Source organism: Undibacterium sp. 14-3-2 (genome assembly GCF_016595265.1).
Taxonomy (GTDB): Bacteria; Pseudomonadota; Gammaproteobacteria; order Burkholderiales; family Burkholderiaceae_D; genus Undibacterium; species Undibacterium aquatile.
In genome coordinates, this window is record NZ_JAENGS010000001.1 from 61,222 (window position 1) to 84,744 (window position 23,523).

The following is a 23,523-nucleotide window of genomic DNA, read 5'->3' on the forward strand; positions in this document are numbered from 1 at the left end:
TCTGCTGTGCGCGATCCCACATGAAAACATCATCATGAGCCAATACTGGAGCAAGCTTGTACACACCCTGACACCGTATGTGCCGGGCGAACAACCCAAGCTGCAAAATCTGATCAAACTCAATACCAACGAAAACCCGTATCCGCCGTCACCGAAAGTGCTGGCAGCGATTACGCAAGCCACATCCGGCGATCTGCGCCTGTATCCTGATCCGGGCTCAGACCGTCTGCGCGAAGCGATTGCTGATTATTACGCGGTCACACCGCAACATGTGTTTGTCGGTAACAGCTCAGATGAAGTGCTGGCGCACACGTTTCAGGCGCTGCTGAAACACGATAGCGCCTTGCTGTTTCCCGATATTACTTACAGTTTTTATCCGGTCTATTGCGGCCTGTACGACATCGCGTACAAAACCATTCCGCTGAATGCGCAATTTCAGATTGATGTTGAGGATTATGCACAGGCAAATGGCGGCGCGATTATTTTCCCGAACCCGAATGCGCCAACCGGCTGCGCGCTCGGTCTGGCAAAAATCACTGAGTTGCTGACGAATAATCCGCGCTCAGTTGTGGTGGTGGATGAAGCCTATATTGATTTCGGCGGCACTTCGGCGATCAGCCTGGTAGCGCAGTTTCCAAATCTGCTGGTGGTGCAAACCTTGTCAAAATCGCGCTCGCTGGCGGGCTTGCGGGTAGGGCTGGCGGTCGGACATCCTGATCTGATCGAAGCGCTGAACCGCGTCAAAAACAGTTTCAATTCTTACCCGTTAGATAGGCTTGCGGTTGCCGGTGCGATTGCGGCGTTTGAAGATCAGGACTATTTCAAACTGACCTGTGATGCCGTCATCAACACGCGACAAAAGCTCACGGCACGTTTGCAAGAATTAGGATTTGTGGTGTTGCCATCAGCGGCCAATTTTGTGTTTGCGCGTCACCCTGAATATGATGCGGCAACACTGGCGCAAGACCTGCGCGCGCGGCATATCATCGTGCGCCATTTCCGGTTGCCGCGGATAGAACAGTTCCTGCGAATTTCCATCGGCACCGATGCGGAATCGCAATTGCTGATCGAAGCGCTGGAAGAATTGCTGGCGTAATCATTCGCTACTGCATCTACCGCAACGAGCCAGCAAAAGACAATCCAAACAAAAGCGGCGTGATTTCCTTACTCAGAAATCACGCCGCTTTTTTTGCGATGGCGAACATGATGCCCGCCAATACTGATTTTTTTAATCCGGCCAGAGCGACATCACCAGTTCTTCGATGTTATCCGGGTTGCTGATTTTCTTTTTCGCAGCAGGCCAATCAGCTGGCTCGGGTACAGGTTTTCTGGTGAACACCGGCGTATCGATCGCCATCTTCATCGCAAACACAAAGATGCCGGTTTTTACATCTGGTGGCGGCAGTTTCTGCACGATATCGTAGATCTGATTATCAAAATATTCGTGCACCGTTGGCGTCATATCCAGCCACGAATACGTCGCGCCATCCGAGCGAATCGCGATCACGACATAACCCGTGCTGGGTGCAACTTTCGATTTTTTGAACGCTTTGTAAATCTGCGATTGCAGCGCCCGTGTATAACGGCCAAGGCTGTCCACATTGATGCCTTTTTGTTGCAGCACGCTTTCTGACTGAAAGAAATAAAACGCATCAAAACGCACATCTGCTGCCGACGCCAACGTCGACAAACTCAGCAATACCGCTGCCAGCAGCCATCTCATGATGTCATCCTCATTTATTCACAAACACGCCTGCCGTGCGGTTTTTTTGCACATCGTTCCACGGGAACACTTTGCCATTCATCGCCACATGCACACCAGGCGGAAGTAACTGAGCGGCTGCGCAGGCAAAACCCAGATTGAATAAGGCATCGGAATTCGCAATTTCATACGGAATCATCGCACCGGTAAACACAATGGTTTTACCCAGATTCGCCGCGCCCAATACTTCGGCAGTTTCACGCATGGTGTCGGTGCCGTGAATAATCACGATCGCTTTTTCCGATGCGGCCTGGCACGCCGCTAAGATGGTCTGACGGTGGCTGTCATCCATATCGAGCGAATCCATCAACATGCAGATGTCCAGCTCGACTGGCACCGTCAGCCGCGCGCGGCGTATCACTTCCGGCAAATGGCTGTCGGCAAAACTCAGCTTGCCCGCGATTTCATCATAATGTTTGTCAAAAGTGCCGCCGGTGGCGAGGATACGCAAGCTCATGGTGTGCCGGAAAAATGAAGTGTCAGAGGCTGTCATTGTAACGCGCCAGGCGGCGCGCTGAAAACTGCTACACTTGCGCCTCATCATCGCTGACCTGCTTTTTCTGTCCCACGACCATCATGAAAACGATCGCCCCCGGCACTGTTATCTTTCACCGTCATCGCGGCTACGGCGTGCTGACGACGGTGAATCTGCTGACCGGCTGGGTCGCCGCCCGTTTTGGCGATGAAAAGCGCAGCCTTGACCTGAACTTATCCACAGACGAGATTCACCATGCCGACGGCAGCGCCATCCTGTTTCGGCGCGACCCGCCGGAACGCATGCCGCAAGCGCGCCTGATGGCGATGGTGCGCGACTTGCACGCCGCCGGTTATCAACAACTGTATCTGTATATCTGGCCGAAAGCCTCCGGCCTGCATTGGCGCTGGCAGTTATTCACAGGCACGCGCAACTGGATGCAACGCCCGTGCCGCGAAGGCTGGTATGGCTCTGGGGCTGACTATATTTTTAATCCGGTAATGGGGTGGGGCGACGCGCCCGGTGCCAGCAGCGCCGAACTGAGTCAGGCGCTGGCCCAGTTCGACCCCGCCGGGTTGGCACAGGCATTGGGCCGCGACGAAGATCACAGCGCCTGGTTTGCCAGCGTCTGCGATGCGCTGCTGCCCGATTACGCCTACAGCCTCGGTGCCGACACCGCCGACAACCCGCTGCCGCTGTATCTGCCGGTGATCGGCGTGCGCCAACGCCAGCCCGCGCTGCAGCGGCAATTGCCCTATCCACCCGGCTGGGAACGCACCTGGAGCCCCGACAGCCTCGCCCGCCGCCACCAGCAACGCGCCGTCGTGCGCCACGATGTGATTCCGTCCGGCTGGAGCCTGCCCATCGATTTTTAAATAGTGTCGACAGATATACTCCCCCCTGTTTTTAAGGAAACACCCCAAATCTCAGCATGAACATTGGGCTGTAAAATATACTGGGGGGAGTATTTTTCAGTGCCTGTAGCAGCCTGATGGCCACACAATGACTGGCACTATCGGCGCCACCGAGTACACAACAATGAGCACAACAATGCGGGCCAACATGCAAGCGCGGCAAAAACTGCCGACACCGCCATCGCCGGTAACGCCGAATTCAGCAGCATCCCCGCCAGAGGACGACCTCTGCGGTTCCGATTTTTTGCAGGGACGACCCTGCCACCGCACAAGGAACACAACATGAACTGGCTTATCCTCATCACCGCAGGCTTGTTTGAAATCGTCTGGGCGATCGGCCTCAAATACACCGAAGGCTTTTCCCGCTTCTGGCCGAGTGCCTTGACGCTGGCTGCCATGGCAGTGAGCGTGGGCTTACTCGGCATCGCCATGAAAGGCCTGCCGGTCGGCACTGCCTACGCGATCTGGGTCGGCGTCGGTGCAGTCGGCACCGCGATTCTGGGCATCATCCTGTTCGGCGAACCCGCCAACCCGGCCCGCCTGCTCAGCCTCGCCCTGATCGTCTGCGGCATCATCAGCCTGAAACTCGCCACGCCTGCCTGAACTTATCTCGCCAAAATGCGCCTGTGCATAAGGCCGGATTTACGCACAGGTGGATCCGGCAATAGCGATTAAATCATTCTCTAAATGGCAGATGAACAGGCAGAATTCTGCATACTCCCCCTGTTTTTAAGAAAACACCTCAAATCTCTGCATAAACATTGGGCTTGTAAACATACCCAGGGGAGTATATTTTTGGCGTTTTGAGCGCATGGTGGATTTGAGCACAGATACTGGATGGTCTACTTCGGATTGATTCCACGCGCCAAATCTATCGAGTAATTTCTTGTACTTTGGGAAAGAGCCCATATACGAAGGGTTAGGCCTTCCAGTCGGCGTACGCAACGGAAACCTTGAAGCCTGCGTCGATAGCGAGTAGCTGAAACGTGTTGACATGATTTGCCCCGCAAACGAACAGAATCTGAGACGAGGGTAGTGCTTGCAACCGCCTAAGCCACTCCTCCTCACGAAAGCGGCAGCTCTCGTCAATTCGGCGTTGAATCTCTGTTTCATCTGGCTTCTTACTTGGAAAGCCAGAAAGGCGAATTGCATTATCGTCAAAAATTCCGAGAGTCCTTCTCTCGTCTCGATTTGGATCACAGAAGAGATGAACGAGACCGAGCCCTCTGGCAAGAAGCTGCGGAACAGATGCCGTTGCGCCTACTTCTGAAAGGGACTGCTCGCTAAGTTCTTCAGCGATCGCGTCAGCTTTGACTGACTCTGCAAGGCTTCTCAACATGGCAAGGAAGACTGCCTGATCCTCGAGTGTGCATTCATACGCACCAAACTTCATGCCGGCACCAAATTGGTAGTGATGGCCGGTGCCAACGATGTGGAGCTGGCTTGGCATGGGAGACCTAACGTTTATTTAATTTGACAGAAATGAAGCTTAACTTGGAATTTCAAAAAGACAATTTTCTTAGTCTGCCTTGAAAGCCGCATGCAGCCTCGTTGTAATTAGTGGTAGCGAATATCAATGCAGTATAACCAGATGAAAAAATATCACTTCACCGACATCGCCAACACCCCGTTTATTCGATCAGGCACGGGACGTTTCAATTATCCACAAGTGCATCGCCACTGAAAAACCATGTGTACCGGACACGTTCTTTCCTGCGCTGGTCTGTTAAAGCGCGCGGATTTTCTGTCTTTACACATGTCGTTTGGATGATGAACTTCGTATCCCGGCATCCCAAACCTGTCCCTTGATGGCGGTGTCGTGTCTGCTATTCGTTTTGATCTGTTTGCTCATCTTTTTCCTGATCCTCGTCATCGTCATACTTGCAATCGCAGGAGAACGCCTGTCCTCCGCAGCTTGGACACCTTTCCACATCGCATCCGATGACGTGGTATTGGCCTTTGATAACGGCGCAGTCATGGCAAGGGTGCTCATTGGCGCCCCAGTCTTCGTTCTCTTCGCCATAGCGAATGCGTTGTTGCTCTGCGCCAGCAATTGAATAGCTGTGCTGCAACTGCGACTCTTCGATTCGTTCCGGCCAGCCTTCGATGACCTGCGTGCCGTTATAGTCGATCAATTTTTTTTCCATCTGCATCGCTCATCCTTGTCTGAATCAAGCGTTAACGTGTCGGTGATGACGCGTGGTTATGATAGAAAGCATCGATTTCTCTGGCGATTCTGCCGATGGCTAACCACACGATGCTTTCCGGGTTGTACGGCAGCAGAGCCTCGACCCGGATACTTGTTTGTTCCAGACCGAACAGAATATTGCGTCGTTGATCGCCCGGGAGAATCGCAACATGCGCGCACTGTTTGCGAAATGCATTGAAGGGCAAGGTTGGATCAGTGGCCGCAATGTGATGAGGTGCAGCGTCAACCGAGGCAGCTCGCCAGGACAACGCTGAAAAAACAGGATCAATACTTTCCGCCAATTCTTTGTAGCCAACCAGAATGAGTAGTGCCGCATTACCGCTCGGCAAAACTAAGGAAAAAACCGAACCGATTGGTGCTGTGGTACGCACTTTTTGGGGTTTGGACGGCGTGAGTTTCATCGGCAATTCTGGAGGTTGAACGCGGTTCAACCGTGCCTCAAGTGCTTTCAGAACCTTGATTCGTGCGGCGACGTTTGCCGGCGCATCACGTTGCCACACAAAGATATCACCACCTGATTGCAATAAAGAAAGCGCTTTCGCCTTGAGCGACGCCGACAAGCGACCATATTTCCAGGCGGCGTCTGCCAAAGCAAAATAAACACAGCAGGCAATTTCTGGCTGTGCCAAAAGCGGGCCGTAACCATCAAGAATTTTTTGTTCAGCCTCTTCGCTTGCACAACCCTGCGTCAAATGCGTGACGTAGTCATCCCGCACATCGCAACTTGTGTCGTCCGAATAAAGACCCGTCCCCCACGCGCCCATCATCGCCTCTTAGATTAATTGAATTGAACAAAAGTAAAGCTTAATCAGGATTGTTCAAAAAGACAATTTGCTGCACCCACTTAAAACTCCATAGTGCCAGGTTGCGATTGCGAATGCCTGATACCAATACAGTTGAAGCACACCGTTAAAAAATCATCGCGTCAGCCACAGACCAACAACGCAATTTATGCATACTCCCCCCAGATTTTAAGAAAACACCCCATATCACTGCATCAACATTGGGCTTGTAGAGATACCCTGGGAGTATATTTTTGGCGTTTTATGGGCGTGGGAGGTGGTGGATTGGCAAACCAACGCCCCCTTGTGGCAGATATCGTTGATTCCTTGTTGAACATTAAATTAAGACGCATCGCCATCATCTCCTCCGACGTCAAAACCGTCCGTAGAACTTGTGCCCGAGATGTAATGCCGATCACCCCAATCACCTGGCACATCATCCAATGGATTGCGTAATTTTCGATCACGTGATGCATCCCAAATGAGACGTGTGCCAATGATCAATAAAATGCAGGCACCAAAGAACCATTCCAGACCCAGCAACCGATAGCCTATTGTCCCCAACGTGGCACCTGCGCCGCAGAAGATCAGCCCAACGATGTCTTTAATGGTCATAGCGTTTTAAGGTGTGAAGGCTCCCGACACAGACGCGGCATTATCGCGCGGCGTCCGGTGAACCTCAGGGTTAGGCTACATTTTTCGAGAGCAGTGGTTTAACAACGTCAGCCACCGCGCTACCAAGGGTCAAATGCTGTTCAAGATCAAGATGCACGCCATCGACCTTGCTTGATGTGACGACGCTGCCAGCATCGAAAAAATGGCAGCCCGCTTCTTCGCACACGATACGGTAGGCGGCGGACAAACCAACGCACTTAACGTCGCCACCCGCGAATTTTGGTGCAATCGGCCCTTTCGGTGTTCTGATCGGCGGCGGCGCAACGACAAGAATTTCTGGCACGGGCATACCGGGTTCGATAGGCGCGCTGCGGATGGCGGAGACAAGCGCACTGATACCCTGAGATGAATGCCAGGCGTTGTGCTCGTGCATAGACTGGAAATCGTTTGTGCCAAGCATCAGAACAACAAGCGCAAGCGGCGAATGCATTTCGATTCGTTGAGCCAGCCCGACAAGCCCGTTCCGCCCTGGCTTGTAGGGATCGTCCCATGCCGTACGCCGTCCGTTCAGGCAATCTTCGATGACACGAACCTTCGAACCAGCGGAACAGAGAGACATTTCCATGACGCCCGGCCAGCGCTGCTCAAACAGCAGGCGCTTTCGCGTCGTCGGGACTATGCCCCAGGACAAAGAATCAGAGTAGACAAGGATGTTTTGCATGGCGGGCCAGTGTAATTGATTGTCCAGTTAGGAATCTCTAGCCACATAGGGCACGGATTTTTTGCTCGAACTTTGGGAATTCGGATTGAGCATCTTTAATTATTTCCGAAACTTGCCTTCTAGGTGTTGTCGCGTGCTTATTGGCAAACGCTAGGAAGTCTTCGTTTGATGAGCGTTCGTCGTCCGGGTACGCAACCGCCTCATATGGGCCATGGTTGTTACCCAGAAGCCATAGATAATCGGAAAAATTTGAGGCAACTATCCCCAACTCTCCTTCAGAACCAAAAAATACAATGGGCTGTTCGATCAGACTCTTGTTCTCCCGAACAGGCCATATGGCGGCGTAACCACCAGTACCATCCTGCCCGAAGATCAAATAGTCATCACAGTCGGAGTTCTGGTTCCCGGTCCAAGCTTTGAACCAGTCTTGAACGTACATGCGCGAAGTGAACTCTTGGTATGGTTCGAAGTCGATGCCATCTCCATCGGCATAGTCAAATTCAAGCTTATGAAGCTCACGCAATATATCTGGGAATATTCTAGAAAGCGACATTTGACACCTATGAGTAATTGGGAACGCCTGACGTTTGAATTCAGCGGGCACCTAAGGCGATCCACGGGAATAATGGGTTAGAGCTCATTGTTCTCAATGTACCCTGCTGATTTTGCGAAGTGGTAAGTTAAAGCCACAAGACCGACATACCCATAGCCCGCGACAAGTATATAAGCGGCAAAAGGGAGTAAGGGGTCCCAATTGCCGATTAAGGCTGGGTTTGACAGACGTTCGAAATAGCAATTGATTAACCACCCGGCTGCTTGGAAAGGAATAAAAAGAACCGGCACCCATCGCGCTAACCTCTGAATACTCTCAGCGGATTTGAGGCGACCAATAGCAACATAAAGAATGGCTGCAAAGATGGCGTATTGAACACCACCGAAACCCAATGTAAAAAGCAAGAGTGCGCCGATTCCAAACGGTAGGAAGGGTAACGGAAGCAGTATTGGAGCAAGCAACGAGAGTCGGTAGAAGCGTACAGGGGTCATATTCACCATAACGTAGAGCTAGGCGCTGCGCGGCCTTTTCGCGTAGCGTCCAGAGAGCGAAGCGAACGGGGTTGATCGGTGGGTTAGCTCACACGAACTCAAGTTTTTTCGCCAAACAGATCAAGGCTATTGAGACATCGTTTCATGGCCTCGTCTGACTTGGTTTCGTCAAGTGATGTTATGACGACGACAATAATCGAATTGGCATCTTTCTTGGTGGGCTCATGAGAAACGGTCGCGTCATGATCAGAAAGGTAGCGCGGTAAGTCGTTTGGAAAGTTTCTCAGCGCCTCGGAAATTTGGTGGGGATTTTTCAACGAACGAAAAGGATCGTCATGCGACCAGCCATTGTATTCATAATACACGCGATAGGCGAATCTATTCACTTGGATTTCCTTTGAGTAACAGAAAAAGAACGTTGCCCGTGGTGGTTGAATCCCCAGCGGCAGCCATAGGCTGTCTCGACTGGACCGAGACAGCCTATGCAGTATTGCGACTTTCCAAGTAGCTACGAACACCCTGCGCGGAGTTAAACGGCGCTGGTGATTCAAACGTGAGCACCTCCTCCAGCGCTTCCGTCAGTATTGCATGGTGATCTGCTTCTGCAGGTACCAGATTGTAAGTACCGTTTCGCACAACGAAGAATCCTCGCTTGTTTGGAACTGTGAATTGCGGTTCGAGCAGTTGGCCACGGTCGCTCCAAAAAAGCCACACTGCAGCCTCCACATCAAGACCCTCACAGTATCCCACTGCGTCCAGCTCGCTCGGGAATGCGATCAGAGTTCGTTCCTCAGTTTCTATAGCGAAAATCATGCGGCATAACGTTAAGTTGAGGGACTAACGCAGGCTGCTTTGCGGCGTCCCGCTCGAACGTTAGGTTGGGCATCATTTACACCCTCCCTTTGATTTTTTGGTTCCGCATCCCGTCGAACAATCACCCACATTTGGCGAGGGCTGAATAGCCGTGATGCCAACTTGTTTGTGATTGGCTTTTCGAGCCCAGTTTATTATGGAAACGGCTTCGGCCTTTTCTTCCTCTGAATATCCAGTTATTAAGATACGGACGCCATTTTCATACATCCTGCGCGCTAATTTGGGTGCGATGACGTGCAATAACGGCCCATCTTGCTCAAGCAAAATGAAATACTCAAAGGAAATAACTGGTGCACCATTTACTTGATTCTTTGTCGGTTTTGGATTGATGCCAACCCAATTAATTTTTCGGTCAATTCGATCTGCGCGTGGGTCTGTACCAATGCCACCAACTCCGATTACCGCGTCAAAATGGTAGCCTCTAACTTGACCCATGCATCCATGGATGCCAAAGTGCCCACTACTATCTGGGTCGCCTGTGTGTGTTCGCTTGTAGGTCAGAATTCGCACGGATACGTTACCTTGATGCCCAACTTCTATTTAATCTAACGAAAGTGAAGCTTAACCCGGAATGTTAAAAAAGACAATTTTCTTCAAATGCCTTGAAACCACCGAATGTAGCTCAATTGCTTCGCTATTGTTCACTGTTCAGGTCAGGTGCCAATGGCGGGAGTATCTGGATGCTTCTGAGCCAGTGTTCAACCAGGGTCGGCCATGACGAAATGGGATGGGGATTGCGTCGCAGGCCGAAAGCGTGGCCGCCTTTGGCGAACAGGTGAACTTCTGTTGGAACGCCCGCTTCGTTCAGTGCTTTCGCATACAGCGTGCTGTTGCAAATCTTGTCCACAGGGTCGTCCCACGCTTGCAGTAAAAATGTCGTCGGCGTTTGCGCGGTGACTTTGATCGAAGGGTCGAACGTGGCACCAGCGCGGCAGAGGTGACCCGGATAAAGTGCAATCGCATAATCAGGCCGGCTGCTGAGTTGATCGGCGGCATCCACAGGCGTGTAGCTGGGCTTGACGATGTTGCTGGTTTGCGCGACGAGATAGCCACCGGCAGAGAAACCGATGACGCCGATCTTGTGAGGCTCGATCTCTAATTCCTTTGCCTTGGCGCGCACCAGCCTGATCGTTCTCTGCGCATCCTGCAGCGCCAAAGGAACCTTGGGTGTGATGTGGCAATTGCAGTCTTTATCCCAGTAGTGGTTGCCCTTAGGAACGCGGTATTTCAACAAAACACATGTCACGCCCTTGGCCGTGATCCAATCGCAGATCTCGGTGCCTTCCAGATCGATTGCGAGGATGCGAAATCCGCCACCCGGAAACACCACCATCGCAGCGCCGGTATTCACACCTTTGGGCGGGAAAATCGTCATTGTTGGTGTGCTCACATCCAGAATCTGCGTGTATTCACGCCCCGGTGCCACCTCGGGGGGCTGTTTGATTTGAACCGTTTCAGGCATGTGAGGCCGCTTTGACCTATCCGGCGCAGCATTCGGCCAGATCGCGATTTGCTGCAAACCAGAAGGCGGCTCCCACACGCTCGCCGCCGAGCCCGGTGCCTGACGCGGATCGGGCAAACCAGCATTCGCGCCGCAGGCGACGACAACGAAGAGCATCAACAAAAAGGGACAGTATCGTTTCATCGCAAAAAAACCTTCGTGTGAGTCTATCGTATGAGCAAAATAAGCCAGCGTGTTTTAACTTGGAAAATACGCCTGTGCATAACGCCGGATTTACGCACAGGCGCATCCGGCAAACGCGAGTACATCTGCCTCTAAAATACAAGCAAACAACCAGAATTCTGCATACTCCCCCCTGTTTTTAAGAAAACACCCTAAATTTCAGCATAAACATTGGGCTTGTAAACATACTCAGGGGAGTATATTTTTGGTGTTTTGAGGGTGTCGGACGCAGTGAATTCGATCACCGAGGGCAAATGGATAATGCCAGACTCAGGCTGATGCGATGGTTGTTGTAGGAAGAAGGTTGGGAATTGGGGTTCAACGTTGGCGTTAAGCGGCGGCCCGTCAGAGCCGTCCGCTTCAACGACTAGTTAGATGCTATTTGATGACACAGTCCTCTCCGAGGACATTCATCATGAGTCCTTTGATTGTGCAGACAACTGTGAGCTTCTGCCCTTTCCGGAGACTGCCAAGCTGACTATTCATTGAGTCGTCGAAGAACGCCTGAATCTGGGGAATTTCAAACTCCTTTCCAGTTCCAAGCGTAACGTACAAGTTATCCATGACGTCCTTCTTGATGTCACCGACGATTCCGGTGACTTGCACCTGATTTCCTTTATAGCGATTGTCAGCGGCCACCTCATTGCCTTCGTAATCGGAAAGAATCTGACGAATATCTACCTGTAGTGCGGTATCTGCAGGAGCTGCCGCCTCAACTGAGGCTTGCGACGAAACAGTTGGCGTTGGTGGATTCTTGCCGCCATCTTGTAATGCGAAGAATGCCAAGCTCACCGCAAGCCAAGTAAACGAAATCACCTTCGCCTTAGTGGAATAACCTTTCCGTAGGGTGAACCAAGCAAATATTAGTGGTAGCAGAAATATTCCGATGCCTAGAGGGATGCTTACTGAACGTTCCGTCGGCATTGCGGTGGGTACCGAGTTTGGGCGCCCACAACTCGGGCATGCCGGCGCGGCATCTGACATTTCCTTATTGCAGTCGGGGCAATTGATCATCGGCATTGGAACTCTCCTTTTGGTTGTACTTATACTTGCTATTGAACTCGAAACATTCTCCCCAATAGCATCGTGGAAGTAAGCGGACGCCGGAGCGCGAAGCGCTGAGGGAACCACAAGCGCAGCTTGTGGCGATCCGCTTGACTGTAGGGTTATGCGATCTTCGGCAGTAAGCTTGGGTATTAAACATCTTGCCAAAACGCGCGGTCGAACCAATGCGCCAACTCATTAACTGCACTCGATAGCTCCCGCTTTTCATCAACAGATAGTTGCTCTGCTTTGATGTGCCAAGTGCCAACACCATTCGGATCTTGAAGCCCATTGGTGCCCATTAACCCTTCAATTTTTTCGACCCACTGTCTGGAATTGTCATCGAGGCCCTCACGATCAATGTTGTGAAAGGCATTATGGCATTCGTGGAAGGCGGCAGCGATTGAAGCTGCCTCTCCCGTTGGATGCGGAAGCATAAGATTCCGTCTAGCAACCGACAACTTTTCAGCTTGGTATGAGAATTTCATTTTCTATCCTGGAGATTAGCAGGCCAATCGCCTAACGTGTTTTAATTCTCATTTTACAACATTAACCGTCAATGATCAAACTGTCAACATGTTGCAATCCTCTTGAAAACCGCATGAACATTGACTACTTTTGTTTATACTAATAATTAATACAGTATAAACAAATCGACAAAAACATCACCCCACAAAAACCGCGCTTGCTGGATCAGATGCGCGAACGTTTGCGTTATCAGCCTGACCGCTTATCGACTGAAAAAGTGTGCGTGTACTGGATAGACGTTTTTTCATACGCTCGTTAAAAATCAGACGTTCTGTCGCCACATCGCGCACCGCCGCTGATTGTGCATATCTCTAACCTTATCCACACCCCACCTTCACTCCCACAATAAATTGGTCGGCGTTCCGGCGGCGAAATTCAGGATGTTTTGAAATGCGGCGGCGAAATAGAGTTCGTAGCTGTCTTGTTCGACGTAGCCGATGTGCGGTGTCACGAGGACGTTTTCACGGTGCAGCAGCGGGTGGTTTTGCGGTACGGGTTCGGTTTCAAAGACGTCGATGGCGGCAAAGCCGGGTCGGCCGGCATCAAGCGCGTGGACGAGGGCGTCCGGTGCCAGCAGCTCGGCGCGGCTGGTGTTGACAAACAGGGCATCCGGTTGCATGCGAGCCAGATCGTCTGGCTGGACGATGCCGCGCGTGGCGTCATTCAGGCGCAGGTGCAGGGTGAGGATGTCGCTGTCGGCAAAAAATGCCTCGCGCGAAGCGGCGGCCTGATAGCCATCCTGCACTGCTTGGGCGCGGCTGGCTGCGCTGCCCCAGATGATGACTTGCATGCCAAACGCGGTGGCGTAACTGGCGATGCGTTTGCCGATTTTGCCATAACCCCAGATGCCGAGGCGGCGTTGCTTTAAGACCCTGCCGAGGCGGTTGTGCGCGGGCTGGACGGAGGATGCCTGCCAGGTTCCCTGTTGCAGTAAAGACGCGTAATTCGTGAGGCGGCGCGAGGCGGCCATGATCAGTGCCCAGGTCAGCTCGGCGGGGGCGGTGGCGTCGCCCACGCCTTCGGCAATGGCGATGTTTTTTTCTCTGGCGGCGGCGAGGTCGATGTGTCCGGCGACTTTGCCGGTTTGTGAGATGAGTTTTAAATTCGGCAGGCGTTGCAGCAGGGCGCGCGGAAAGCGGGTGCGCTCGCGGATCAGCACAAGTGCATCAAACGGGGCGAGGCGTATCGCCAGTTGGCCGACGCCGACGGCGCTGCTGTTGAATACTTTGACGTCATGGTCTTTGAGCATGGCAAAGCACTGGCAATGCCGCACGACATCCTGGTAATCATCGAGGATGGCAATCTTCATGATTTTTTTTCCTTATAGAGCGCCACTGTTGAAACAGTTTCACTTTCAAAAACGGTACTACTGTGATAATAAATCTGATGTGAACTGCACCCAAATGGGCGCGTCCGTGTAGAATATCCGGTTACGTAGCTTTTTGATTCTTCCGTCCGCCTACCGCGCCGACGCAAGCTGGCATCGGGATCATCGTCCCGGTGGCCTATTATCCGACAGAACCGCCGCCATCGTGTTCGCCTTGCTGGAGCTGGGAATTTCCCCATTCGTGCTCGCATCGCCTGACTTTCTAATGACGACCCTGCCGCGCTGCTACCCCGGTTTTTTATTGCAATCTTATTGGAGTCAGTATGAGTCAAACAACCACTAATGACATCGCGGCAATCAATGCACCAGCGTATGTCAAACATCAGAAGCTGATCAGCTGGATCGCTGATATTGCTGCGCTGACGAAGCCAGACAATGTCGTGTGGTGCGACGGCACACAGGAAGAATACGATCGCCTGTGCGCGCAAATGGTGGCCAGCGGCACCATGAAAAAACTGAATGATGCAAAACGCCCGAACAGCTATCTGGCGTGTTCTGATCCTACTGATGTGGCGCGTGTGGAAGACCGCACTTTTATCTGTTCTGAGAAAAAAGAAGATGCAGGCCCGACCAATAACTGGATGGCACCGGCAGAAATGCGCGCGACGCTGAAACCGCTGTTTGATGGCTGCATGAAAGGCCGCACGATGTATGTGGTGCCTTTCTCTATGGGTCCACTGGGTTCACCAATCGCGCATATCGGCGTTGAATTGTCTGATTCGCCGTATGTGGCAGTGAACATGCGCATTATGACGCGTATGGGCAAAGCGGTGTATGACGTGCTGGGTACGGATGGCGATTTCGTTCCTTGCGTGCACACTGTCGGCGCGCCGCTGGCCGCTGGTCAGCAAGACGTGGCATGGCCATGCAATGCGACGAAATACATTGTGCATTACCCTGAAAGCCGCGAAATCTGGTCGTTTGGTTCTGGTTACGGCGGCAATGCGCTGCTGGGTAAAAAATGCTTTGCGCTGCGTATCGCGTCCACGATGGGTCGTGATCAGGGCTGGCTGGCAGAACACATGCTGATTCTGGGTGTGGAATCACCGGAAGGTAAAAAACATTATGTGGCAGCGGCGTTCCCGTCAGCTTGCGGTAAAACGAATTTTGCGATGCTGATTCCGGCAATCAAGGGCTGGAAAGTCACAACCATCGGTGACGATATTGCGTGGATCAAACCAGGTAAAGACGGTCGCTTGTATGCGATCAACCCGGAAGCAGGTTATTTCGGCGTGGCACCGGGCACCAACACGGCAACGAATTCAAATTGCATGGCATCGCTGACAGCCAACACGATTTTCACTAACGTCGCGCTGACCGATGATGGCGATGTCTGGTGGGAAGGGATGACGAAAGAAGCGCCAGCGCATCTGATCGACTGGCAAGGTAAAGACTGGACGCCAGCCATCGGCAAAGAAACCGGCCGTAAAGCAGCGCATCCAAATGCCCGCTTCACTGTCGCTGCAACACAAAACCCTGTGATTGATGCCGCATGGGATGATCCGGCTGGTGTGCCGATTTCTGCATTCATCTTTGGTGGCCGTCGTTCAACGACAGTGCCATTGGTAACGGAAGCACGTAACTGGATCGAAGGCGTTTACATGGCCGCGACCATGGGTTCAGAAACCACCGCTGCTGCAGCTGGTCAGCAAGGCGTGGTGCGCCGTGATCCATTCGCGATGCTGCCATTCATGGGTTACAACATGAGCGACTATTTCCAGCACTGGCTGGATATGGGTAAGAAAATCGACGCGATCGGCGCAACTTTGCCATCGATCTACTGCGTGAACTGGTTCCGTACTGATGAAAACGGCAAATTTGTCTGGCCAGGTTTCGGCGACAATATGCGCGTGCTGAAATGGATGCTGGAACGTATCGAAGGCAAGGCGAACGGCATTGAAAACGTGTTTGGTGTAACACCGACATTCGATGATCTGAGCTGGGATGGTCTGGAATTCACTCAGGAACAATTCCACACCATCACATCAATCGACGTTGCTGCGTGGGAAGAAGAGCTGGTCTTGCATACCGAGTTGTTTGAAAAACTGGCTTATCGCCTGCCGGCAGAACTGGAAGCAACCCGTGTGGCGTTGAAAAACCGCCTGAGCATGTAAGTTTCTCAGTGCAATGAATTCAGCCTGGTAAAAAAGCGCGACGATGTCGCGCTTTTTTTATATCGATGCAAATCAAGCTGTGATAAGTGTTTATCCGTTTTGACCTGAGCAGCGCAGCAAAAATACTGACGCTAACAATCACGCCGACAGCAGCAGAGCACGTAAAAAAAGCCGCTACGAATCAGCGGCTTTTTTGAGACAAATCGGGTCGGTCAGCGTGCAATTAACGTACAATTTTCGGCAGTTGTGGTGCTTTGACTGTTAAGCCATTCTGCACGGTGACTTCATCAGACACTTGCTGTATCGCTGCAATAGTGATGCCCTGTGTACGACGCTTCAACACAGCAGGTTTGCTCAGGCTGCGTGAGATTTTCTGAATCACAGGCAACGCCATGTAAGCCAGTGGAAATGCGATAGGCCAAGTCGTCAGCCACGCTTCCATCCACGATGCGAAGAAGTCGTTAGTCAGACCAACCCACAACAAACGCAAGATGGCGGTGACGATCAAGGTCAGCAAACCTGTCATCAGCAGACTTGGCAGCATTGATGCCAGACTTCTGGAACCAGCGACTTCACGCGGTGTTGTACGCTGGTAAGCTGGGGTATAGGCAGACATGGTTAACTCGCTGTACACTGGGCTATGTTGCATTGCAAAATTGTTGATTAACCGCGAGCCGCAAGTGCGCGCAGCTCAGCGGCCATGTTAGGCGAAGTGCTGTCGAGTTCGTTGGCGATATTGCGAACGGCCAGCATGCTGCGCAAATTGCGCATGGCAGATTTTTCTTCGCGTGTTTTGTTTGGGAATACAGCCAGCTTCAATGCGCGCAACATGCCTGTAATCAATGGCTTAAAGACCAATAACATTGTGGTCAGGATGCTCAGGCCAATCAAAGGACGGGCAGCGGCAACCAAAGCGCTGATAGCAACTTCGGCAACAGGGAGTGCACTGGTGGCAGGGAAAGCGATATTGAGGAAAGTCATGATGATCTCTACTTTTATTTACATTTGGGAATAATCAGATCATATTGCATCGCAACATATAATTCTAATTTCGATTTCCTATAATCAATATATTGTTTGTGAATAATTGCAGATAACGATATTAACGGAGGCAAACAACATGAACTTTTTGACACTGGATCTGAATTTATTGCGGGTGTTTGATGCGGTAATGATTGAGCAAAACCTGACGCGCGCAGCAGATAAACTCGCAATGACCCAGCCCGCCGTGTCAAATGCATTAAAACGCCTGCGCCATTCACTGAACGATGAATTATTGATACGCACCGCATACGGCGTGAAGCCGACTCCGCGCGCCGAGGCATTGTGGCCGACCATACGGCAGGCCTTGTCCAGCCTGGAATCAGCCATTGCGCCCGGTGTTTTTGATGTCTCACAGGCGCAGCTGACGTTTCGCATGGCAATGGCAGATGCCACTGCAGCACTGTGGATGCCAACACTGGTGCGCTCCATTCAGAATGACGCTCCCGGTATTAACGTCAGGATGATGCCGCTGACAACACGCGAACCCCGCCCTATGCTGCTACATGGCGATATCGATATTGCGGTCGGTTTTTTTCCAGGTGTCGTCGCTCAGCTTTCCGGAAGCCAGACCGCTGGTAACAGCGCCATCCGCCATGAACGGCTGTATTCTGGTCACTATGTCTGCGTGATGCGGCAGAATCATCCACTGGCAGGGAAAACCCTGACGGTCGATGATTATTGCGGTGCCAATCACTTGCTGGTGAGTTTCTCAGGACGGGCCCATGGATTAATTGATGAAACTTTGAGCAAAATGGGCCGTGAACGACGCATTTTGCTGACCATCAACCAGTTTTTTACAGCAGGCCGCGTGGTTGCGAATTCTGACTTGCTGACGGTCTTGCCAAGACACCTGATTTCAGCCACCGGCATGACCGACGCGCTGATCTGGACAGAATTGCCGTTTGAAACCCCGGCGGTACATATCGATATGCTGTGGCATGAACGCGATGCCCGCAATCCCGCGCATCAATGGCTGAGAAACAATCTGATCACGATGACGCATTCCAATCTGATCCCGGAATTGCAGCAGGACAAACCGGAATAACTGAAAAGTATCTTATTGTTCTTTCTGATTGCTAAGCGGATTGAAACTTGTTAGGCTGCTTCATCTGTTTAACAGTTTTTTACATTCCGCGTTGATTTTTCGCTTCGTTTCCGTATAGCGACTTACCCGCCCAGAAAGATGCATACAGCCCGCTATCGCCGATTTTTTATTTTCGCCTTGTTGCTGTTATCTTTTTTAGTCAAAGGATTAACAGCGCAGGCGGCAGTGACTTTGCTCGAAAAAGGCGAACAGAAAATACCTCTCCATAATAATTTTCAATTATTTGAAGACACCACTGGCAAGCTTGATATTCAGGATATTCTGTCACCGGAGATCGCGCGCCAATTCAAACCACTGTCAAAAAATCTGAGCGCAGGTTATTCCGAATCGGCATTCTGGCTACGCCTGGATTTACAAAGAAGCAGCGCCGACAGCAATAAGATGTGGTTACTGGAAATGATGCCCATTATGCTTGACGATATCCGCATGTATCGCCGCGGCAAAGACGGCAGCATGGAAATTCAACGGGCGGGCGATCACATTGCTTTCTCGCAGCAGGAAATCCGGCACCACTATCCCATTTTTAAACTTTATCTGCAGGATACAGAAACGACGACAGTGTATTTACGGATACAAAGCACCAGCTCCGTCTTTTTCCGCGCAGTATTGTGGACACCGAATAAATTCACAGAGACCTCTGACTACATCGCTAGCCTGATGGGTATTTATTACGGTGTGATGCTGGCCATGATTATCTACAACGCGATATTGCTGATCACTTATCGCGATATTTCCATGTTCTATTACCTGCTGCTGTCATTCGGGACCTTGGCTGCCGGTATGAGTATCAACGGCCACATAGGCATGTTTATCGCCCCCGACTGGCCTTGGCTGGTCGACATCATGCCGGCACTGTTACCGCAATTAATTATTCTCGTCTCCTCGTTATTTATCAGCAGTTTTCTGCGGCTCAAAGAAACGATGCCATTTTTCTACAAGGCATTCAAAATCATGCAGGTCATGGTGATGATTTTTATTGCCCTTATTCTGGCTGGATACAACACGACCATTGCTGAGTTTGTGCAATTGGTCGGATTGGTTCAGGTCATCTTTTTTTTACCGATCTGTTTTATGGCAGGTCTGCGTGGGTACCTGCCGGGGTATATCGTTTGTGTTGCGTCTGTTTCCTGGGTCGTCAGTATTTTTCTCCTGCCTTTACGCAATCTCGGTATTCTGGAATCCAGCTGGATCACGGATTACGGTTTCCAGATCGGCTCTGCAATGGAAGCCATCTTGCTGGCATTAGCACAGGCTTACAGAATCAGTCTGATTAAAAAAGAAAGCGTCGATATACAGCGGCAGTTGCTGAAAATTTCGCAGCAGGCTGAGTATGAGCTGGAAGCCAAAGTGCAATTGAGAACCGCTGAACTGGATGATGCAGTTCAACGCATGAAACTGCTGGATAAAGAGAAAGACGACATACTCGGGATTGCGGCACATGATCTCAAAAACCCATTAACCAGCATTATTGGCATGAGTGATCTGCTGCGTAAGATGCGCCATCAGATTTCCGAAGAACAGCAGCATCAGTATCTTGAACGCATCAGTAACAGCGGTCAGCGGATGATGCATATCGTCACCAATCTGCTGGATGTGAATGCGCTGGAATCAGGACACTTTCATCTGTCGGCACAAACCGTCGATTTCGGTCAGTTATTAAGAGATATCATTCAGCAATATGAATCGGCACTGAAAGCGAAAAAACTGCATACAGTTGTGGATATCGACAGCAGTGTTTTTGTTACCGCTGATCTGAATGCCTGCATACGTATTTTCGATAACCTGCTTTCAAACGCGATCAAATTTTCTCCGGCAGAAAAAACAATCTGGCTGACAATCAGTCAGCACACTGGCATGGGCCGGTTCGAAGTGCGCGATGAGGGGCCGGGTTTATCCGGTGAAGATCAGCAACATTTGTTCACGAAGTTTTCAAAATTATCGCCGACACCAACGGCTGGCGAACATTCCAGCGGGCTGGGTTTATCCATCGTTAAAAAACTCAGCGAAGCACAAGATGGCTGCGTCCGTTGCGTCAGTACGCTGGGTGCTGGGACCAGTTTCATGGTCGAATTACCGCTAGCGGCGGTATCTCCGTCACAGGTGCAGGTTCTGACCGGCACTTGAACCAACGAATGAACTAGCGGATCAAATAACCGACTATCCGTGTAGCTGCATTTGTATTTGCAATTCGCCTTACAATCACGGCTGCTCGCCAATTTTCCATTTACTTTCCATTGTTATCATCATGTTCACAGGCATAGTACAAGGTATCGCCCGCATCGCCAACATCAGCGACAAACCGGGCTTACGCACATTTCAGATTGAATTTCCCGATGGCTTTGCGAACGCACTGGAAATCGGTGCCAGCGTTGCCGTTGATGGTGTTTGCCTGACCGTCACGCAATTGCACGGTGAGCGTGCAGCAGACTTCGATGTGATGCAACAAAGTCTCACGATCACCACTCTCGGCAGTTATGCTGAAAATAGCCGCGTCAACGTTGAACGTGCTGCCAGAGACGGCGCTGAAATCGGTGGACATCCTTTATCCGGGCACGTCGATTTCACAGCGCACGTAGCCCAGATCCGTGAACTGGAAAATAACTACGTGATCCGTATCGAGGTTCCGCCAGTCTGGTTACGTTACATCTTCGCTAAAGGCTACATCGCCATCAACGGTGCCAGTCTGACGATTGCTGAGGTCAACCGAGATGAAGCCTGGTTTGAAGTTTGGCTAATCCCGGAAACATTGCGCATGACAGTATTTGCAGAGAAAAAAGTAGGTGCTGCACTGAATATAGAAATCGAGCGCAGCACTCAGGTAATCGTCGATACGGTGCACAATATTCTGAGTGAAACGCTGGGGCCCTTGCTGCCAGCACTCGAATCGCTGCTGCAACAACAAGGCGTCAGCAGCGCACAACTACTGAACAGTATCAAAGCAGAAAAGTGACAGGCAAAACTCATTTCAACTGTCGCGGTGAAATGCGTTCTTTCGGTTAATGACGAATTCATCTTGCATAGATTCAGTCATCACACCATTTGCAGGTTAAGTCGAACAGACGACGCTTGTCACTATTTTTTCGGCGCTGCAGGTTTACTCAGCCATTGCACTGCAAGGATGCTTAACAGCACCATCAATAATCCAGCCAACGATAACCCGCGTATTGTTTGCCCGAGAAAAATCCACCCCAACAATACTGCAGTCAAAGGACTAAACAGTCCCAGCGACGATATGGCCACTGCCGGTAGTCGTGCAACACCGCGGAACCACAGCACATACGCGAACAAGGCACCGATCACACACAGATAGGCATAGCCGGCGATATTCACCGGCGTCAGTACCGGTAATGGCGGATCAAACAAACAGGCAAGTGGCAGCAATATTAAGCCACCCAGAAGCAATTGCCATCCGGTGAATGCCAGCACTGGTAAGGCAATGTTCCACCGCCGCGATAAATAAGTTCCCACTGCCATACAGGCCGTTCCTGAGAGTGCCGCTGCAATGCCAACCGGATCCCAAACAGAGCCTGGCCCCAGTAATAATGCAGCCATGCCGAGAACGCCGGTGATCGCGGCGAAAATCACTGGCATACCCGGCTTACGCTGATCAAAAACCCATACCAGAACGATCATCAGTAAAGGTTGCAAGGCACCGACCACGGCTGCTAAACCACCGGGTAAGCGGTATGCAGCGACAAATAATAAAGCCTGGAAAAATCCTATATTCAGTGCGGCCAGTAACAGTAATCGTGGCCAGGCAGAAAATTGCGGAAGACAACGCGTCATCAACAACAGCAAAATACCCGCGGGTAGCACCCGTATCAACGCTGCTGTAAATGGGCGATCTGGCGGTAAAAATTGCGTAGTGACGATGTACGTGCTACCCCAGATAACCGGCGCGAGCGCCGTAATTAAAATGTCGCCACAAGCGACAGAGTTTGCGGAAAATTTTTTCATTATTTATCTTCAATTCAAGATAAATAATCTTATCACAAAGAAGACAAAGAGAAGATATATAATCTTGATATCAAGATAAATGAAGGAACTAGAATGACTCAAATTCAATCAGATGCCGTTGATGCAGTATTGGAACAATGGCGCAATGAAAGACCTGATCTGGATGTCAGCCCCATGGCAATTATTGGGAGACTCGGGCGTTGTACAGCGCTGTTACGACCGCAGCTGGACGCTACATTTGCAGAGTTTAACCTCAGCGCCTGGGAATTTGATGTGCTGGCGACACTACGGCGTTCAGGTAAGCCATTTCGCCTGACGCCGACAGCCTTATTTTCCAGCATGATGATTACCTCCGGTACGATGACGCACCGCCTGCAAAGTCTGGAGAACCGCGCACTGATCAAGCGTCTGCCAAACCCGGCTGATGCACGCAGTATGCTGGTGCAATTATCTGCCAGTGGCCTGAAGCTGATCGATCGCGCTGTCGCAGCGCATGTGGAAAATGAAAGACGGATACTGGCACCGCTGAAAGCGAGCAGTCAGGCAGCGCTGAACGCGCGTCTGACGGAATTGCTTGCAGTGCTTGAGGAACTTAACCAGCAATAACAACGCAGCATGAAAATTGGCCACCTGCGTCAGGTGGCCAATATTTTTTACAGCGTTTGTATGTGGCGGGTTATCCACTTATCGTAGTGAACCCATTACCGGCATGATACCGGCAACAGCAAGCCACTTATTTGATCGGCAGACAACTGGTATTTTTAACTTCTTCCATCACCGCATAGGTATGCGTTTCGCGTACACCATTTAATTGCAGCAATGATTTACCGAGAAAGTCGCGGTAGGCGTTCATGTCTTTCACACGGGCTTTGACCAGGTAATCAAAACCACCGGCAACCATGTGGCATTCCAGTACTTCGGGAATGGCCTGCACGCCGCGGCGGAACGCATCAAATACATCGGGAGTGGTTCTGTCGAGCACAACTTCGATGAACACCAGCAAAGCCACATCCAGCAGATGCGGATTGAGTTGTGCTGTGTAACCAAGAATGTAGCCGGACTCCTGCAATTTACGCACGCGTTCCAAGCAGGCTGCCGGGGATAGGTTAACCCGTGTCGCCAGTTCTACATTACTGATACGGCCATCGTTTTGTAATTCGGCCAGAATTCTTTTACTGATTTTGTCTAGCATAAGAAGTCAAAAATTGATCAGAGTGGTGATTAATAATATTCGGGATTATTTTCTCACAAAAAAGAAAATTTCG

28 protein-coding genes are annotated in these 23,523 nt (G+C 51.1%); 8 read left to right on the forward strand and 20 right to left on the reverse strand.

What is annotated here, in order from left to right:
* The first annotated feature begins 34 nt into the window (after window positions 1–34).
* The gene (hisC, locus tag Undi14_RS00250) at window positions 35–1,096 is read left to right on the forward strand and encodes a histidinol-phosphate transaminase (RefSeq protein ID WP_200177462.1); all 1,062 of its coding nucleotides are present in this window, start codon (window positions 35–37) and stop codon (window positions 1,094–1,096) included.
* Window positions 1,097–1,228: 132 nt separating this feature from the next.
* On the opposite strand, the gene Undi14_RS00255 is transcribed toward hisC, so the two are convergent.
* Both Undi14_RS00255 and Undi14_RS00260 read right to left on the reverse strand, forming a co-directional pair.
* Window positions 1,229–1,723: a hypothetical protein gene (locus Undi14_RS00255; protein WP_186884135.1), complete on the reverse strand. Its 495-nt coding sequence runs from the start codon at window positions 1,721–1,723 to the stop codon at window positions 1,229–1,231.
* 10 nt (window positions 1,724–1,733) lie between these two features.
* Window positions 1,734–2,219 (reverse strand): asparaginase domain-containing protein, encoded by a 486-nt coding sequence (locus tag Undi14_RS00260; protein ID WP_186884211.1) that lies wholly within the window; start codon window positions 2,217–2,219, stop codon window positions 1,734–1,736.
* A 119-nt stretch (window positions 2,220–2,338) separates the two neighbouring features.
* Here Undi14_RS00260 and Undi14_RS00265 point away from each other — a divergent pair, with 119 nt between their 5' ends.
* Both Undi14_RS00265 and sugE read left to right on the forward strand, forming a co-directional pair.
* Window positions 2,339–3,112, forward strand: a complete 774-nt coding sequence (locus tag Undi14_RS00265; protein WP_234030347.1) for an L-asparaginase — start codon at window positions 2,339–2,341, stop codon at window positions 3,110–3,112.
* Between the two features lie 321 nt (window positions 3,113–3,433).
* Entirely contained in the window at window positions 3,434–3,754 is a 321-nt protein-coding gene (gene sugE, locus Undi14_RS00270) for a quaternary ammonium compound efflux SMR transporter SugE (RefSeq protein WP_200177463.1), read from the forward strand.
* A 316-nt stretch (window positions 3,755–4,070) separates the two neighbouring features.
* Here sugE and Undi14_RS00275 read toward each other — a convergent pair whose 3' ends face one another.
* The 14 genes from Undi14_RS00275 to Undi14_RS00340 all read right to left on the reverse strand — a co-directional run bounded on the left by Undi14_RS00275 (window position 4,071) and on the right by Undi14_RS00340 (window position 13,960).
* The gene (locus Undi14_RS00275; protein ID WP_200177464.1) at window positions 4,071–4,601 is read right to left on the reverse strand and encodes a hypothetical protein; all 531 of its coding nucleotides are present in this window, start codon (window positions 4,599–4,601) and stop codon (window positions 4,071–4,073) included.
* Window positions 4,602–4,977: 376 nt separating this feature from the next.
* The gene (locus tag Undi14_RS00280; protein ID WP_200177465.1) at window positions 4,978–5,304 is read right to left on the reverse strand and encodes a hypothetical protein; all 327 of its coding nucleotides are present in this window, start codon (window positions 5,302–5,304) and stop codon (window positions 4,978–4,980) included.
* Between the two features lie 25 nt (window positions 5,305–5,329).
* Window positions 5,330–6,127 (reverse strand): hypothetical protein, encoded by a 798-nt coding sequence (locus Undi14_RS00285; protein ID WP_200177466.1) that lies wholly within the window; start codon window positions 6,125–6,127, stop codon window positions 5,330–5,332.
* 357 nt (window positions 6,128–6,484) lie between these two features.
* Window positions 6,485–6,757, reverse strand: coding sequence for a hypothetical protein (locus Undi14_RS00290; RefSeq protein ID WP_200177467.1), 273 nt, complete (start codon window positions 6,755–6,757; stop codon window positions 6,485–6,487).
* Window positions 6,758–6,827: 70 nt separating this feature from the next.
* Complete coding sequence (locus Undi14_RS00295) at window positions 6,828–7,478, reverse strand: SGNH/GDSL hydrolase family protein (protein ID WP_200177468.1); 651 nt, start codon at window positions 7,476–7,478, stop codon at window positions 6,828–6,830.
* A 37-nt stretch (window positions 7,479–7,515) separates the two neighbouring features.
* On the reverse strand, window positions 7,516–8,031 hold the full coding sequence (locus Undi14_RS00300) for an SMI1/KNR4 family protein (protein ID WP_200177469.1): 516 nt from the start codon (window positions 8,029–8,031) through the stop codon (window positions 7,516–7,518).
* A 77-nt stretch (window positions 8,032–8,108) separates the two neighbouring features.
* Window positions 8,109–8,522 (reverse strand): hypothetical protein, encoded by a 414-nt coding sequence (locus Undi14_RS00305; protein ID WP_200177470.1) that lies wholly within the window; start codon window positions 8,520–8,522, stop codon window positions 8,109–8,111.
* A 98-nt stretch (window positions 8,523–8,620) separates the two neighbouring features.
* Window positions 8,621–8,908 (reverse strand): hypothetical protein, encoded by a 288-nt coding sequence (locus tag Undi14_RS00310; RefSeq protein WP_200177471.1) that lies wholly within the window; start codon window positions 8,906–8,908, stop codon window positions 8,621–8,623.
* A 94-nt stretch (window positions 8,909–9,002) separates the two neighbouring features.
* Window positions 9,003–9,236 carry a hypothetical protein gene (locus Undi14_RS00315; protein WP_200177472.1) on the reverse strand — a complete coding sequence of 78 codons (234 nt, stop codon included), beginning with the start codon at window positions 9,234–9,236 and terminating at the stop codon, window positions 9,003–9,005.
* Window positions 9,237–9,407: 171 nt separating this feature from the next.
* Window positions 9,408–9,830, reverse strand: a complete 423-nt coding sequence (locus tag Undi14_RS00320; protein ID WP_200177473.1) for a hypothetical protein — start codon at window positions 9,828–9,830, stop codon at window positions 9,408–9,410.
* A 199-nt stretch (window positions 9,831–10,029) separates the two neighbouring features.
* The gene (locus Undi14_RS00325) at window positions 10,030–11,040 is read right to left on the reverse strand and encodes an alpha/beta hydrolase (RefSeq protein WP_234030348.1); all 1,011 of its coding nucleotides are present in this window, start codon (window positions 11,038–11,040) and stop codon (window positions 10,030–10,032) included.
* A gap of 417 nt (window positions 11,041–11,457) precedes the next feature.
* The gene (locus Undi14_RS00330) at window positions 11,458–12,099 is read right to left on the reverse strand and encodes a hypothetical protein (protein ID WP_200177474.1); all 642 of its coding nucleotides are present in this window, start codon (window positions 12,097–12,099) and stop codon (window positions 11,458–11,460) included.
* Window positions 12,100–12,275: 176 nt separating this feature from the next.
* The gene (locus Undi14_RS00335; RefSeq protein WP_200177475.1) at window positions 12,276–12,611 is read right to left on the reverse strand and encodes a hypothetical protein; all 336 of its coding nucleotides are present in this window, start codon (window positions 12,609–12,611) and stop codon (window positions 12,276–12,278) included.
* Between the two features lie 374 nt (window positions 12,612–12,985).
* Window positions 12,986–13,960, reverse strand: a complete 975-nt coding sequence (locus tag Undi14_RS00340; protein ID WP_200177476.1) for a D-2-hydroxyacid dehydrogenase family protein — start codon at window positions 13,958–13,960, stop codon at window positions 12,986–12,988.
* 341 nt (window positions 13,961–14,301) lie between these two features.
* On the opposite strand from Undi14_RS00340, the gene Undi14_RS00345 reads away from it, so the two are divergent.
* Complete coding sequence (locus tag Undi14_RS00345; RefSeq protein WP_200177477.1) at window positions 14,302–16,152, forward strand: phosphoenolpyruvate carboxykinase (GTP); 1,851 nt, start codon at window positions 14,302–14,304, stop codon at window positions 16,150–16,152.
* Between the two features lie 223 nt (window positions 16,153–16,375).
* On the opposite strand, the gene Undi14_RS00350 is transcribed toward Undi14_RS00345, so the two are convergent.
* Window positions 16,376–16,768 (reverse strand): DUF2798 domain-containing protein, encoded by a 393-nt coding sequence (locus Undi14_RS00350; RefSeq protein WP_200177478.1) that lies wholly within the window; start codon window positions 16,766–16,768, stop codon window positions 16,376–16,378.
* A gap of 47 nt (window positions 16,769–16,815) precedes the next feature.
* Window positions 16,816–17,133 carry a hypothetical protein gene (locus tag Undi14_RS00355; protein WP_186884124.1) on the reverse strand — a complete coding sequence of 106 codons (318 nt, stop codon included), beginning with the start codon at window positions 17,131–17,133 and terminating at the stop codon, window positions 16,816–16,818.
* 139 nt (window positions 17,134–17,272) lie between these two features.
* On the opposite strand from Undi14_RS00355, the gene Undi14_RS00360 reads away from it, so the two are divergent.
* From Undi14_RS00360 to Undi14_RS00370, 3 genes are all read left to right on the forward strand, one after another.
* The gene (locus Undi14_RS00360; protein WP_200177479.1) at window positions 17,273–18,241 is read left to right on the forward strand and encodes a LysR family transcriptional regulator; all 969 of its coding nucleotides are present in this window, start codon (window positions 17,273–17,275) and stop codon (window positions 18,239–18,241) included.
* 138 nt (window positions 18,242–18,379) lie between these two features.
* Window positions 18,380–20,425 (forward strand): sensor histidine kinase, encoded by a 2,046-nt coding sequence (locus tag Undi14_RS00365; RefSeq protein ID WP_200177480.1) that lies wholly within the window; start codon window positions 18,380–18,382, stop codon window positions 20,423–20,425.
* Between the two features lie 121 nt (window positions 20,426–20,546).
* On the forward strand, window positions 20,547–21,251 hold the full coding sequence (locus tag Undi14_RS00370; RefSeq protein ID WP_200177481.1) for a riboflavin synthase subunit alpha: 705 nt from the start codon (window positions 20,547–20,549) through the stop codon (window positions 21,249–21,251).
* Between the two features lie 122 nt (window positions 21,252–21,373).
* Here Undi14_RS00370 and Undi14_RS00375 read toward each other — a convergent pair whose 3' ends face one another.
* Window positions 21,374–22,258, reverse strand: coding sequence for an EamA family transporter (locus tag Undi14_RS00375; protein ID WP_200177482.1), 885 nt, complete (start codon window positions 22,256–22,258; stop codon window positions 21,374–21,376).
* Between the two features lie 93 nt (window positions 22,259–22,351).
* Between Undi14_RS00375 and Undi14_RS00380 the strand changes: the two genes are divergently transcribed.
* Window positions 22,352–22,864 (forward strand): MarR family winged helix-turn-helix transcriptional regulator, encoded by a 513-nt coding sequence (locus tag Undi14_RS00380; protein ID WP_200177483.1) that lies wholly within the window; start codon window positions 22,352–22,354, stop codon window positions 22,862–22,864.
* Window positions 22,865–22,991: 127 nt separating this feature from the next.
* On the opposite strand, the gene Undi14_RS00385 is transcribed toward Undi14_RS00380, so the two are convergent.
* A complete protein-coding gene (locus Undi14_RS00385) occupies window positions 22,992–23,450 on the reverse strand; it encodes an Lrp/AsnC ligand binding domain-containing protein (RefSeq protein ID WP_110254407.1) in 459 nt (152 codons plus the stop codon).
* Window positions 23,451–23,523 lie beyond the last annotated feature (73 nt).